The organism is Aggregatimonas sangjinii (assembly GCF_005943945.1).
Lineage (GTDB): Bacteria > Bacteroidota > Bacteroidia > Flavobacteriales > Flavobacteriaceae > Pelagihabitans > Pelagihabitans sangjinii.
Genome location: NZ_CP040710.1, coordinates 721,998 through 736,052 on the forward strand (window position 1 = coordinate 721,998; position 14,055 = coordinate 736,052).

The 14,055-nt window shown below is 45.3% G+C and carries 13 protein-coding genes; 4 read left to right on the forward strand and 9 right to left on the reverse strand.

What is annotated here, in order from left to right:
- Window positions 1–2: 2 nt before the first annotated feature.
- From nqrF to FGM00_RS02980, 3 genes are all read left to right on the forward strand, one after another.
- Window positions 3–1,310 carry an NADH:ubiquinone reductase (Na(+)-transporting) subunit F gene (gene nqrF / locus FGM00_RS02970; RefSeq protein ID WP_138851477.1) on the forward strand — a complete coding sequence of 436 codons (1,308 nt, stop codon included), beginning with the start codon at window positions 3–5 and terminating at the stop codon, window positions 1,308–1,310.
- Between the two features lie 282 nt (window positions 1,311–1,592).
- Window positions 1,593–1,955 (forward strand): Na(+)-translocating NADH-quinone reductase subunit F, encoded by a 363-nt coding sequence (locus FGM00_RS02975; RefSeq protein ID WP_138851478.1) that lies wholly within the window; start codon window positions 1,593–1,595, stop codon window positions 1,953–1,955.
- Between the two features lie 69 nt (window positions 1,956–2,024).
- Window positions 2,025–3,032: an FAD:protein FMN transferase gene (locus FGM00_RS02980; RefSeq protein WP_138851479.1), complete on the forward strand. Its 1,008-nt coding sequence runs from the start codon at window positions 2,025–2,027 to the stop codon at window positions 3,030–3,032.
- Window positions 3,033–3,035: 3 nt separating this feature from the next.
- On the opposite strand, the gene FGM00_RS02985 is transcribed toward FGM00_RS02980, so the two are convergent.
- The 4 genes from FGM00_RS02985 to gpmI all read right to left on the reverse strand — a co-directional run bounded on the left by FGM00_RS02985 (window position 3,036) and on the right by gpmI (window position 6,797).
- Window positions 3,036–3,800 (reverse strand): class I SAM-dependent methyltransferase, encoded by a 765-nt coding sequence (locus FGM00_RS02985; RefSeq protein WP_138851480.1) that lies wholly within the window; start codon window positions 3,798–3,800, stop codon window positions 3,036–3,038.
- A 40-nt stretch (window positions 3,801–3,840) separates the two neighbouring features.
- Window positions 3,841–4,221 (reverse strand): GxxExxY protein, encoded by a 381-nt coding sequence (locus tag FGM00_RS02990; RefSeq protein WP_138851481.1) that lies wholly within the window; start codon window positions 4,219–4,221, stop codon window positions 3,841–3,843.
- Between the two features lie 58 nt (window positions 4,222–4,279).
- The gene (gene map / locus FGM00_RS02995; protein ID WP_138851482.1) at window positions 4,280–5,083 is read right to left on the reverse strand and encodes a type I methionyl aminopeptidase; all 804 of its coding nucleotides are present in this window, start codon (window positions 5,081–5,083) and stop codon (window positions 4,280–4,282) included.
- A 196-nt stretch (window positions 5,084–5,279) separates the two neighbouring features.
- Window positions 5,280–6,797 (reverse strand): 2,3-bisphosphoglycerate-independent phosphoglycerate mutase, encoded by a 1,518-nt coding sequence (gene gpmI, locus FGM00_RS03000; RefSeq protein WP_138851483.1) that lies wholly within the window; start codon window positions 6,795–6,797, stop codon window positions 5,280–5,282.
- Window positions 6,798–7,127: 330 nt separating this feature from the next.
- On the opposite strand from gpmI, the gene FGM00_RS03005 reads away from it, so the two are divergent.
- Window positions 7,128–7,514, forward strand: a complete 387-nt coding sequence (locus tag FGM00_RS03005; protein ID WP_138851484.1) for an ankyrin repeat domain-containing protein — start codon at window positions 7,128–7,130, stop codon at window positions 7,512–7,514.
- Between the two features lie 105 nt (window positions 7,515–7,619).
- Here FGM00_RS03005 and FGM00_RS19755 read toward each other — a convergent pair whose 3' ends face one another.
- The 5 genes from FGM00_RS19755 to FGM00_RS03025 form a co-directional block, all read right to left on the reverse strand.
- Entirely contained in the window at window positions 7,620–7,787 is a 168-nt protein-coding gene (locus tag FGM00_RS19755; RefSeq protein ID WP_175416178.1) for a DUF6747 family protein, read from the reverse strand.
- 165 nt (window positions 7,788–7,952) lie between these two features.
- Window positions 7,953–8,723, reverse strand: a complete 771-nt coding sequence (locus FGM00_RS03010; RefSeq protein ID WP_138851485.1) for a M48 family metalloprotease — start codon at window positions 8,721–8,723, stop codon at window positions 7,953–7,955.
- Between the two features lie 198 nt (window positions 8,724–8,921).
- Complete coding sequence (locus tag FGM00_RS03015; RefSeq protein WP_138851486.1) at window positions 8,922–9,656, reverse strand: M15 family metallopeptidase; 735 nt, start codon at window positions 9,654–9,656, stop codon at window positions 8,922–8,924.
- Window positions 9,657–9,845: 189 nt separating this feature from the next.
- Window positions 9,846–11,000, reverse strand: a complete 1,155-nt coding sequence (locus FGM00_RS03020) for a gliding motility-associated C-terminal domain-containing protein (protein WP_138851487.1) — start codon at window positions 10,998–11,000, stop codon at window positions 9,846–9,848.
- A 6-nt stretch (window positions 11,001–11,006) separates the two neighbouring features.
- Complete coding sequence (locus tag FGM00_RS03025; protein WP_138851488.1) at window positions 11,007–14,024, reverse strand: beta strand repeat-containing protein; 3,018 nt, start codon at window positions 14,022–14,024, stop codon at window positions 11,007–11,009.
- Between the last annotated feature and the right edge of the window lie 31 nt (window positions 14,025–14,055).

A 14,055-nucleotide genomic window follows, 5' to 3' on the forward strand; every position in this document is an offset into this window, starting at 1 on the left:
GCATGATTTTAGCTGCAAGTACAGGAGGAACCATAATGATAACGGTAGTATCTTTCTTGATACTGCTCATGGCGTTGGTAGCCTTATTATTGTTCACAAAACAAAAATTATCCCCATCTGGTCCTGTGACCATTACGATTAATGGGGAGAAGAAAGTCGAGGTCGCTTCGGGGAGCTCGTTATTGTCAACCTTGGGCAATAACAAGGTATTCTTGCCATCGGCTTGCGGTGGCGGCGGTACCTGCATACAGTGTGAGTGCCACGTACTCTCGGGTGGTGGTGAGGCCCTGCCCACCGAAACGCCACATTTTTCCAAAAGGGAATTAAACCAAGGTGCACGCTTGGCCTGTCAGGTAAAAGTGAAGCAGGATATGGAGATTACCATTCCTGAAGAAGTTTTCGGCATCAAAAAATGGCCGGCAAAAGTAGTGCGTAATTATAATGTTGCTTCTTTTATCAAGGAATTTGTGGTAGAGATACCTAGCGATATGGGATATAAGGCTGGTGGATATATTCAAATCGAGATTCCGGAGTGTGAAGTCAAATTTGCCGATATGGATATTACCGCCCACCCTGAAGAGCATGATAAGCCTGATAAATTTAAGGCGGAATGGGACAAGTTCAACCTTTGGCCATTGGTTATGAAAAACCCTGAGACGGTAGAAAGAGCCTATTCGATGGCTTCGTTTCCTGCGGAGGGAAGAGAGATTATGCTAAACGTACGTATTGCTACCCCACCATGGGATCGCGCCAAGAACGGATGGATGGATGTAAATCCGGGTGTGGCTTCTTCTTATATCTTCGGATTGAAAGAGGGTGACGATGTAACGATTTCGGGTCCTTATGGTGAATTTTTTATCAATGAGTCCGATTCGGAGATGTTATACGTAGGTGGGGGTGCAGGCATGGCACCGATGCGATCGCATTTGTACCACTTATTCAAAACGCTAAAGACCGACCGTAAAGTATCGTACTGGTACGGCGGTCGTTCAAAAAGGGAGCTATTCTATTTGGATCATTTTTACGAGCTAGAAAAGGAATTTCCGAATTTCAGTTTCTACCTTGCGCTTTCAGAACCTATGGAAGAGGACAACTGGAAGGTTAAAGAAGATATAGATGCCCCTGGTGATGGTTTTGTCGGATTCATCCACAATTGTGTCATCGATAACTATTTGGTGCACCACGAGTCTCCCGAGGATATTGAATTGTATTTCTGTGGCCCACCGCTAATGAATAAGGCCGTTCAGAAGATGGGTGAGGATTTCGGAATTCCTGACGAACATATCCGTTTTGATGATTTCGGTGGTTAGAACATTCACGAATGATGTAAAAGTGTCATGCTGAGCTCGTCGGAGCACCAAGATAAATGGTCTTCGATAAGCTTGGACGAACATGACTTCAATAAATGACTTTAAAAAAATTCGTACTATTTTGACAGCGGAAAAAATGAATTCAATTTGTTCAAGAAGTAAACAAGACCGATAGACTGCTATCGGTTTTTTTTATGGCAACGGTTTCCTACCGAATTTTCATTTTTATGCTATGATTAGGATGTGTTCTGAGCACCGTAGAACGGTATAATAAAAACAAAAATGCAACCACTTACAGAACAAGAACTACACAATCTGGCAATGAATATCGTCGGCAAACAGCTAGAGGCCGATGGCTTTGAATTTATGTCGGTGAATAGCAAAATCGGTAAGAACCCGCAGTTTGTGTGTTTAAAGGAAAAGAAACTACACTTTGTGGTGGTCAAAGGGATAGCTTACCCCGGTGACCCAAAGGACACGGAGTTTTACCTGACCGATTTGAATAAGATGAAAGATCACGCCCTTAAGTTCGACGCGACTACCTATTACGCCGGCGTTGGCTTGGTCAACGCTACGGATTATAACCTGCCGGTCTATTTGAACGAAGAGTATATTGTTGATTATGATGGCCTCGTTCAGATTTAAAACGTGCTTCCGAGCAGGGCGAAGAAAGCCGTGTTTTACCAAACCAAATCGTAGCATAACATACCCGATATGAAAAAATTTATCTTCATTATAATAGGATGTCTCTTGTGTTCCTGTGGCTCCTCTGAACCCAAAATAGTTCAAAACCAGCTTGTGGGTGCCGCCTTGGGTACCTCGTACAACATCATTTATCTGTCCGATAAAGAACTCGATTATCAAAAGGAAATCGATTCGGTATTCGCGGCTATCAACCAATCGATGTCGACCTATATCCCCGATTCGGACATTGCAAAAATTAATGCTGGTGATACAACGGTTGTCGTCGATGCGATGTTCGAGGAAGTCTTTACGCTATCTAAGGATATCCATACGAAGACCAAAGGGTATTTTGACCCTACGGTAGGGGTATTGGTAAACGCCTGGGGCTTTGGCCCAGGAAAGCAGTTGAAGATGGATAGTGTGCGTGTAGACAGTTTAATGCACTATGTCGGGTTTGATAAAGTAAAGTTAACACCGGGGAAGACCATCATAAAAGAGAATGTAAATGTTCATTTCGATTTTAACGCCATTGCGAAAGGCTATGCTATAGACCGTTTGGCAAAAATGCTCGATACCAAGGGCATTCAAAACTACCTTTTGGAAGTAGGCGGAGAGCTGGTAGCCAAAGGCGAAAATACCATCAAACAAAAACCATGGTCAGTGGGTATCGATGACCCACAAATTACTTTAGGCCGAAAAAGCAAATTGTTGATTTCTTTAAAGGATCGTGCGCTGGCTTCCTCGGGAAATTATAGAAAGTTCAGAGTGGATTCCGTGACCGGAAAAAGATATGTACATACAATCGATCCGAAGACGGGATTTACCAAAGGGGGCAATACTTTGGCCGCCAACGTGCTCGCAAGTGATTGTGCTACCGCCGATGCCTACGCCACGGCCTTTATGGCGATGGACTTGGACGAGACCCTTAAATTTCTTGCCAAACAGGAAGCGCTGGATGCGTACATTATCTACCTCGATCAAAAAGCGCAAACGCGGGAATATATGACCAAGGGGTTCAAGGAGCTGGTTAACAAATAGCGGCTATTTGCGAACTAGTGGAATAATTTCACCGAGAGCCAAACGATACCTGTCGTTTTCTGCGGATGAAAGCGTAGCGGTATAATCAACTTCTTCAACCGCAAAGCCGATATTGCGGAGCTTTTCGAAATAATCCCGCCCATAGATGCGTACGTGATCGTACTGTCCGAAGATCTTGGTGCGTTCTTTTTTGTCGGTGATGGAATTGTCCTCGAAAGTATTTTCGCGGTTTAAGTCCTGCGGAATTTGGAAAATACCCCAGCCGCCTGGTTTCAATACCCGGTATAATTCCCGCATGGCCTGGGTATCGTCGGGAATATGCTCCAATACATGATTGCATAAAATTACGTCGTACGAATTATCCTCAAACGGAAGGTCACAGATATCAGCCCTAACATCTGCCAGCGGAGATAAGAGATCTGTTGTCGTATACGCTAGGTTCTTGAGCTTTCGAAATTTTTTATAGAATGCCTGTTCCGGGGCAAAGTGCAACACCTTAAGCGGTGCGGTAAAGAAATCGGTTTCGTTTTTCAGGTACAGCCATAAGAGCCGGTGCCGTTCCAAGGATAGGGTAGAGGGGGAGAGCACGTTTTCCCTGGGACTTTCATAGCCATAGGGTAAAAAACTATGAAAGCTTTTGCCGTCTATAGGATCGGTATATTTAGCACCCCTGTAATAAAGCGCAAATAGCGGACTGACCCAGTAGCTTAACTTAATAAGTAAGGGTCTGGGTACGAGGTTTAATATGAATTTGAATAGTCGTTTCACACGAGGTTGTTACACAGAGTTTTACGGAGAAAAAAGAGGTTCACAGAGGTTTGTTTATAACTCTTTTAATTCCATTTTTTAATAGGGTTGTATGAAAGTTTATTAATAGACCTAAATCGTAATTGCCTAATTTTAGATATGTCAAAATTTGCGCAAAGTGAACGTCCGTAAATCCTTCTACAGTTTTAAGTTCTAAAACTATTTTTTCCTCGACCAGCAGGTCAATACGGTATCCATGGTCTAATTTTACTTCTTTGTAAACAATGGGGAGGGCAACCTGTTTCCTAACTTTTAGACCTTTGCTGCGAAGTTCAAAATACAAACATTCCTGATATGCAGATTCCAATAGTCCAGGGCCAAGTGCCTTGTGTACCTCAATAGCTGCTCCAATTACTAACTTAGTGATTTCGTTATCCTCCATACTGCTCTGCGAAACTCTGCGCATTTCTCTGTGAAACTCTGTGTACTAAAACCCCAGCTTAGTTCCGAAACTCCTCCTCCTCATCACTCTCTACCCCCAAGGCCTCATACACATATTTAAAGGTAGATAGCAGTTCGGGCTTCCCGTTTACTAAAGCCACGTTATGCTCAAAATGCGCGCTGGGTTTTCCGTCGGCGGTCAATATGGTCCAGCCGTCTTTAAGTTGCTTGATCCTTCGTGTGCCCATATTGGTCATTGGTTCGATGGCGACGACCATGCCCTCGATGAATTTTTTGCCACGCCCGCGTCGGCCGTAATTCGGCATTTCCGGGTCTTCGTGCATTTTACGCCCAAGGCCATGTCCGACCAATTCGCGTACCACGCCATACCCATGTTCTTCGGTAAATTTTTGAATCGCATAGCCCACATCGCCCGTTCGGTTTCCGGCTTTAAACTCACGAATACCGACGTAAAGCGATTCCTTGGTGACATCCAATAGTTTTTGAACTTCAGAACTTACCGTACCGACGGCAAATGTATAGGCGTGGTCGCCATAAAAACCATTTTTCAATGCCCCGCAATCAATTGATATGATATCACCCTCTACCAAAGGCGTATCATTGGGTATACCGTGCACCACTTGTGCATTCGGACTCATACAAAGCGAATTCGGGAAATCATACAATCCTAAAAAACCGGGAACGGCACCATGGTCCCGTATAAAGGTTTCGGCGAGCTTGTCGAGTTGTAAGGTAGTAGCCCCAGGTTTCACTTCGCTGGCAAGCATGCCCAAGGTTTTGGATACGATCAACGCACTTTCGCGCATCAATTCGATTTCTTCAGCTGTTTTGGCTATAATCATAGGCGGCAAAGGTAAAACATTTACCAAAAAATAGGTCTCATACTATTTTTATAAAACGGAATTAGGAAATCAGTTGCGAGTATTTGACTTGACACTTTGCTCAGTTCACATAGCTTCCGGCGCAACGCATAATGCGCATAACGAAATCCTTATAACAAAATCGGATTCTCAATCTTGTGGTATAATGATGTACTAGCTACACCAAAGCTTTTTGGGTCATGGCTTCTGGTTGTGCAACGCCCATTAGTTTCAAGATGGTCGGGGCGATATCACCCAATACCCCGTCTGCGATTTCCTTAATATCGTTGTCTACAAGAATTAAGGGTACGGGGTTGGTGGTATGTGCCGTATTGGGGCTACCGTCAGGATTAATCATGGTATCGCAATTGCCATGGTCGGCGATGACGATAGTAGTATACCCGTTCTCCAACCCTGCCGTAATGACCGAATTCGCACAGCTGTCCACCACTTCGCAGGCTTTTATAGCCGCGTTCATATCACCGGTATGGCCCACCATGTCCGGATTGGCGAAATTGAGACAAACGAAATCCGCTTCACCTTTTTGAAGCTCAGGGATTATGGCATCCCTAATCTCGTAGGCGCTCATTTCGGGCTTTAAGTCGTAGGTCGCTACTTTAGGCGATGGACAGAGCAAACGTTGTTCCCCTTCGAAGGGAATCTCTCGTCCTCCGTTGAAAAAGAACGTAACATGTGGGTATTTTTCGGTTTCGGCAATACGGATTTGCTTCTTGCCCGCTTTGGATAAAACCTCTCCAAGGGTATCACTGATATTGTCCTTGTCATAAATGACGTGCACACCTTTATACGAGTCATCGTAATTGGTCATCGTCACATAGTACAGCTTCAGTTTACGCATGTCCTGTTCGGGCATGTCTTCCTGACTTAATACTTGGGTAAGTTCCCGCCCGCGATCGGTTCGAAAATTAAAGAACACGACCACATCGTCTTCTTCGATTTTTGCGACGGGAGAACTATCGGCATGGGTCATCACGATAGGTTTGATAAACTCATCGGTAATGCCCTCGTCGTAATTTTTTTGCATGGTAGCCGAAATATCCTTCGATTTTTCACCTACGCTGTTCACCAAAACATCGTAGGCAAGTTTTACCCGCTCCCAGCGTTTATCGCGGTCCATGGCAAAATATCTGCCGGTTACCGTGGCAAGTTGGGCCGGTTTATCGGTACAGAAATCAGTAAGTTCTTTTAAAAAACCGATACCGCTTTTCGGGTCAACATCCCGACCGTCGGTAAAGGCGTGTACGAACATGCGGTCCAGTCCAAAATCCGTACCGGCCTTGATTAGACCTTGAATATGCGAAACATGGCTGTGTACCCCACCATTACTCAACAATCCCAAAAAATGCACGGGTTTTTTGTTATCCTTTGCATACTGGAAGGCATTTTTAAGAACCGCTTCTTCTTTTAAGGTGTCCTCTTTGATGGCCAAATTGATTTTAGCCAAATCTTGGTAGACGATTCTACCGGCCCCGAGATTCATATGCCCCACTTCACTGTTGCCCATTTGCCCTTCGGGAAGCCCTACGTTCATACCATCGGTAAGCAAATTGGCGTGACCGTATTTTTTATACAGGGAGTCTACAAAGGGAGTATCGGCATTGGCTATCGCCGATACCTTGGGGTCGGGAGATGTACCCCAACCATCTAAAATCATCAGTATTACTTTCTTGTTCATGCCAGAGCGGTATTTAAAATCAAAAGTACTCCTCTTTGCTTAGTTATTCAATGAACTCGTTTAAACTTTTTGTTAGCAAATCAAATCGCACCAATTCTAGAGGCTTGAATAGAGAATAAGGTTTCGTAGAGGTATTACAGGTGAAGATTTGAATATTTCTCCTAAGGTGCGAAACATGTTAAATCTGAGCCTTATCAAGCCCAGGATTGTTAAACATTTGTGAATTAACGAATTAGATTGAAACAAAAACAAATAGCTACAGTCTATACTTATATAAGTATAATCTATTCATCAATCTACCTGTCGGTAGACAGGTCTAAATCATTCATCATGAAAAAAGCAGTTTTAACTTGTGCCATTGCCTCGTTGGTAATGGTAACCGGCGCATTCGCAGCCAACGACACCGCATCAACACCTGTTGTTGAAATTACAAGCCCGATGGATTATGAACTCAATTCCTTTTGTAAGGCCATTATAGAGGGCGATATTGACACCGTTAAACGTTTGATTGCGCTTGGGGAAGATGTCAATCAAAAATCTTTGGGTAAAACCCCGGCTATTTATGCTGCCCGCCACAATAGGGCGGAAATTCTTCAGCTTCTTGTCGATAAAGGAGCTGATTTGAAAATACGATGTTTTAGGGGCTGGACGATTAAGAAGTATGCCAAACTCTCGAATGCCAAGGAGGCTTTAGCGATTATCGAGGCGAACTCCTGATGGACGTTTCAATTCACCAAAAAACCCATAACGTCTAGGTCATGGGTTTTTTTCGTTATCTCTAGCTCTATATAGTGTTCAAGTAAAAGAGCGATGTCGACTTTTTTAGAATTGGAATCCAGTGAGGACTCTTTCGGTAAAGGCATAGATGGCCATAAAAATCATAAAGGCGGCAAATACCGAATAAGCCTTCAAAAAGATAACCGCTAGTGCGGGTTTGCATCCTTGAAAAGCTTCTGTGTACAAATTTCTAAAGTGTGATAGTGTTCCCATTATAGTTTTATTTAAAGTGATTAAATTAAAGCTATAAGGGTTAAATCTGAGGCAATAAGATATTTGGGAACAACAAATGTACAAATTCTTGTCGAATCTTGCGTGCAGTTCATCGAAAAGACAGCAGGTCTCTTCGCAGTGTTCATTTTTAGAAGAGACGGCGTACTACTGTTGATTGCTGTACTTCGCGATCGATTCCCGGATTTTTTCAATCCTATTTTCGGGATCGGGATGCGTACTTTGAAATTCCGGAACACGGTTAGGTCCTGCAGCCGCTTTCAAGATTTCCATTACCCTGATCATCTCGTTGGGATCGTAGCCCGATTGTATCATAAAGAGCACCCCCAGATCGTCACTTTCAAGCTCATCGCCACGACCGTTCTTTAAGAGCGTGTTCTGCCCGATACCACCCACGACATTACCGATATCTCCGGCACCGACGGTAGCTCCCATTGTAGCGGTCTTCCAAAAATTACTCTCTGCAATACGTTCCGCCGAATGCCTTCCGATGACATGGCCGATTTCATGGCCCAACACTCCTGCCAATTGTTCTTCGTTCAATTGGGAAAATAGGGCATAGGTTATAAAGCATTGCCCGCCCGGAAGGGCAAAGGCATTGATGGTCTGATCGTCGGCCAGTAAATGAAAATCGTATTTATAGGGTGTCTCACGGGCAATACTATTGTTGACCAATTTATGGCCTACTTGGTCTACAAAAGCCTGCAATCGCTCGTCGGGGTACAGACCGCCGTGTTGTTGGGCCATTTCGGGCGCACTCTGAAGGCCGATCGCGATTTCTTGCTCTGCCGACATATTAATGTGCTGGGAACGACCCGTATAGGGGTTCTCCTCCGTATTATTGCATTTTTTGACCAAGGCAAAGCCGACAATGGCCACACCGATAAGAATTCGGATTTTCCAACTACTTCTTCTCATAATCTAAAGCATTCTGTACGTGTGAATATACAAAAAGAGTTAGAGATTTTCCGGTAGTGCGTGATGCCTTCTGAAATTTGGGGTTAAAGCGAAGCATGCCACCCTTCGTTGACCATTCGAAGAGGCCAAGCAGAATATGAAAATGCCTTGCAATAAAGATTTGCGAAAAACGCAATCGATTTATACTGAGCTGGACCTTTAAAGAAGTTCTGGATTGATATCCAAGATATTGTCTTTGATATAGCTGTTCAAAAAGCCGTTGGTAAAGTGTTCGGCCCCTTCAAATTCTTCGGCTTCCAGCAATTGAAGGATATTTTTGCTTCTGAATTGGGTTAGCATCGGTATCGATAAGGGGGCATAGCTGTAATGCCAGGGTTCGTATTTAAAGCCTCTGCGACCTGGTGTATCGGTGTACACCAGATAAAAATCGAAGCTTTTCGAATTTTCGTCCATCCATTTTTTAAAATCTTCGTAGGGCTGCCCTGCACCGAATTTGGAAGGTACTAACACGTCGCCTTCTACTTTGCGGTAGCCATCAACGATATCGATATCGGTGCCCCAATGGTGTCGGCTGGTGCCGGGAATGGTGGAATATTCGATGATCTTATCGATGGCGGGCAAAGGCTCCATTCCGTCCTGTTCCGTATAGCGAATAAATTTTCGCTCCCAAATACCCTCTTGCCTATAAAAATTTCTGTAGCTCGATATGACCTTGATATCGATTCCGTCGCTGTACGCGGCTTTTTTCATTTCCACGAAAGCGTCATGTGCGGCTTTCCGAAGATTGATACCTTCACCGAAAAGTTTGATATCGGTTTTACCCATTAATTCTAAAATGGAGTATTCGGTCTGGTTGGAAAATGCCATCGTTGGCAAAACGCCCAAAGCCAATGCGCCTGTGCTACTTTTTTTGATGAAGGATCTTCTTTGCATAATGCTGTTTCTTGTGGTTTCCTGTTCGGTTGCAATAATGTTGCCAAATTACCAAAATATATTGCTATAACTCAAAATTAGCGATTTTAGTCTACGCCACGGGCTCGCTTTTGGTCAGAAAACCGGAACCAATGTACGCTTTCGGCACCGATTCCCAAAGATAAACACAGGACCTGACACCTATCTCAATTAAGGTCTCGGGGCGAGATATAGGAAACCTTGAAACTCCAGGTCTAGATCGTGTAGTTTGGCAACATAAAAATAGACACCGGAGGGTAGGCCCTCGTTTTCGCCCAAAACCACATTTCCTGTGGATGCAAGGCCATTGAATTCGTTGGTGTAGTTATCTTTTTCGAAGACCTTTAACCCGAAACGATCAAAAACCTGTACCGTGTTGTTCGGCGATGCCTGCAGTTCCTCGATGACCAAGGTATCGTTGATTCCGTCGCCATTGGGTGTGACCAAGTAATTGTCCAAATCCAACACCTCTAAGGGCTGGCCGGCACCTCCAAAGGTGATGACCTCATAGTCGTTCGGGACAAAGGGCAAGGAGGTGGCAAAGCCCGCATCGAGGTCGCCCACCGCTTCGGCGCTGCCTAGGCTTACCCATTGGCCCGCAGCCTTGCTCCAACCGACTACGACGACCACACTGGCATCATCGGTGATGGCCGCAATGTTGCTGGCTTCGTTCCAACTGATCTGTACGGTAGAGGGCACGCTGCCTTCCAACCGCCAAAATTCAGTGGTGCTGATTTCCCCCAGATCAATAGGCTTTTGTCCTGTATCAAAACTTTGGGCGAACGTAGACGGACTATTGGGGTCTTCGTTAAAATAGGCGCATCGGGCAAATTCGTTGCTGCTTTCCGAATTCAGGATCAAGGGGCGCAAGGCATCCGTAGTGCCAACCGGAAAGGTAAACACTTGCTTTTGGGTAATACTCGCATAGCCATCCACTTTGTTGGCGTCGCCTTCTCCTGCGCTAAACGCGTCTTGGATAAAGTTTAGCGTACTATTGGGGTCGTCCCGTGGCGTAAGCACATCACCCGATATAAAATTCGCGTTATTGGTCAGGTTAACGGTCGTTCGTAAGACGGCAAAAAGCTGGGTCGCAAATTCCACGTCAAAAAAGGTCGGGGAGATGCTACCCTGAATATCCAGCGTATTCTCACTATAAAACCCTGCCAAACCTTGGTTTTCATCAAAGATACCGTCGTTGATCAAATCGGTATGAAACCCGATTTGTCCATTTTCATGAATACGCAGGTTGCCCGAATTGTAGAGTGCTGTTTGGGCTTGGGTGAACCAGGCCATAAGAAATATCGATATGCGAAATAAATGTTTCATAAAGGATTAATCTAAAATGGTAAAATGCCAGTTTGCATCAGCTGGTACGTTAGTCCCCCCATTTCTAATGCCCACCTCAAAAGAGCCATCGATTTGATTCTCGATAAAAATGGTATTGTTGCCTTCAACACTTAGCTGAACGACATAGTTCGTTCCCAAATTCTCACCTGGGGGGAAAGTCACCATAAATGAGCCGGTAGCGGGAAGATTAGTTATGATGTAGCCTGTGGTAATTTGAAAATCCCCTGTCGACGCACCAGTCATACCAATTCTTCCGAAAGCCCTAACGGCGCTTCCACTACTGTTTACCCAAGCTGTACCTGCACCTGTGCTTTCTAAGACTTGACCATTCATACCTGGATTCCCCGCCTGATCTAGTAATTGACCGCCAAGCTGCAATCTATCATTGGAAATAACTGTAGGCCCATCAGGGGTCAGGTTAATTGCGAGTCCAAGTTCTCCTCCAGTGGAAAATCCTATATGGTTTTCTCCAACTCTATATATTCCGGTGTCCGTATCACCGTTGGTATAAAAACTATAACTTGGTTCACCAACAGATCCTGGATTTGCCGCAAAACCCCTTCTCGCCCTTATTTGTCCATTTACGTCAAGCTTATCATCAATATTGGCAGGTTCACCGGTTACACCAAAGGTCCCAATGCCAATATTACCTGATCCACTAAAGTTTAATGTTCCACCATTAATATCGTAAGTCCGATCTACATTTAAGGTTTGCGTCAAATTATCTGTACTTAGATTACTGCCAACGTCCTCCAAAGCCGTATCGATTCCAGCCAAATGCGCCTCAACGTCCGCGGTGGCCGCCACATAATTTGTGGAGGTTGCAGCGACAGATACCTCGGCGGCGGTTTGATCATCAGAGTTCGCCGCGATCAGTGCGGCAATGGCTTCTTGCACATTGGTCTCGTCCACGGTATCCCCATCTATATCGATAGGTGTTTCCAACGCAACTTCGGTGTCGTTCTGGTCGTCAGTGTTCGCTACAATTAGTGCGGCAATGGCTTCTTGCACATTGGTCTCATCTACCGTATCCCCATCAATATCGATAGGTGTATCCAACGGAACCTCGGTGTCGTTCTGGTCGTCGGTGTTGGCAGCGATAAGTGCGGCAATGGCTTCTTGCACATTAGTCTCGTCCACGGTATCCCCATCGATATCGATAGGTGTTTCCAACGCAACCTCGGTGTCGTTCTGGTCGTCAGTGTTCGCTACAATCAGTGCGGCAATGGCTTCTTGCACATTGGTCTCATCTACCGTATCCCCATCAATATCGATGGGTGTATCCAGCGCGACCTCGGTATCGTTTTGGTCATCGGTGTTCGCTGCGATCAGGGCCGCAATGGCTTCTTGCACATTGGTCTCGTCCACGGTATCCCCATCAATATCGATAGGTGTTTCCAACGCGACCTCTGAATCGTTCTGGTCGTCGGTGTTGGCAGCGATAAGTGCGGCAATGGCTTCTTGTACATTGGTCTCATCCACCGTATCTCCGTCGATATCGATAGGTGTTTCCAACGCGACCTCGGAATCGTTCTGGTCGTCATCGCCACCGCCGGGTGTGACTGTAGTCCAGATTACATTATTCATGTCATCAGTAGTCAAAAATTGACCATCCTCACCTGGTTGTAGGGTAAAGGGTTGGGTGGTAGATCCATCCCCATCAAAGACATCTTCATTAAATACCAAAGGTGTTCCTCCACTTACTACGGCATTATTTACGTATCCAACGGTCGCCGCTGCCGTATTATCGGCAGGATCTGTGGTTAGGTTTGTTATACCCAACATATTTGCATCGTTGGCTTCGGCGAGTACTTGGGCCAAATCTTGATTTCCTCCTGAACCACCTGCCAATCCACTTAAATCAACCTGATTTCCCGCAGTAGCCGGAGTGCTTATAGTAAGAATGTTGCTGGTAGGATCGTAAGCCAGATCCTGAAGTTCATCGGTCGGATTTCCTCCAGTACCTCCTCCTGCCAATGTACTAAGGTCTACAGTCGTTTCCATCCCATCCTCTATTTCAATAGTAAGAATGTTCGTGGGGCTCAATGTTGCGGGCCCTAAATTTTGGTTGTCGGTTCCGCCACTGCTCGCCAGCGAACTCAAATCGACCATGGTTTCATTACCATTTTCAATTTCGATGGTCAGCATATTCGCGGCATCTAAGGTTGCAGGGCCTAAATTTTGGTCATCCGTTCCCGTACCGGCCAAATCATCCAAGGCAATCGTAAAATTGGCCCCATTGGGTCGGGTTAGAATAAGGTCGTTGCCTGAACGAGAAAAAGCCTGTACCTCATTTTCCGGATCATCGTCCAAATCATTGGCAATGGCATCGAACAAGGGAGACGCATTGAAAAAAGCGCCCCCATCGCCGCCTGGGGTAATCGAATTATCGGGATCGGCACTTACGGTCGTAACATCCCCGGCTACCAAAAAAGGAACATCGTTATTGAAAAAACTCAGTGGTAAACTGTCGCGATTAATCGCAAAGGGCCCTACGGCGTTTTCACTTATTTTTTCCGCCGTCACGGCATTGTTCGCCAATTTGTTTCCGGTGATGGAGTTGTCATTGAAATCGTTCCCAAAAATACTGCCATCGAGTATCTGGTTTCCGGTGATACTTTCAGTAGCGACCTCGATGTTGGTGCCTTCGTCGGTCTGCGTGAGTACAATGGTACTTACCTCACTGCCATGGTCGGCTTCATTGACTATCGGGTCTGCAGATATATTAACGTTCGCCCCCGAACAAAGATTCACCCATGCCGTACCATCGTAATAGTGCACGCAGGCGGTATCTGTATTATAGACCAATGCACCTTGCCCAGGGATTATGGCCTCCATTTGTTCGGTAGTCACTCTGGTAATGATCAAGGCCATGCTCGTGCTCTCCAGTTCCAGTACTGCCGCGGGATCGATCGTCTGGGGATTGTCCCCGATCTTTACCTGCCCTTGAAGTTGTGTAAGCATACAGAAACCAGCCAAAAAAAATAATACCAATGTTTTCATAAAAAGTACTTTTCGTAATTTGGATGTTGAG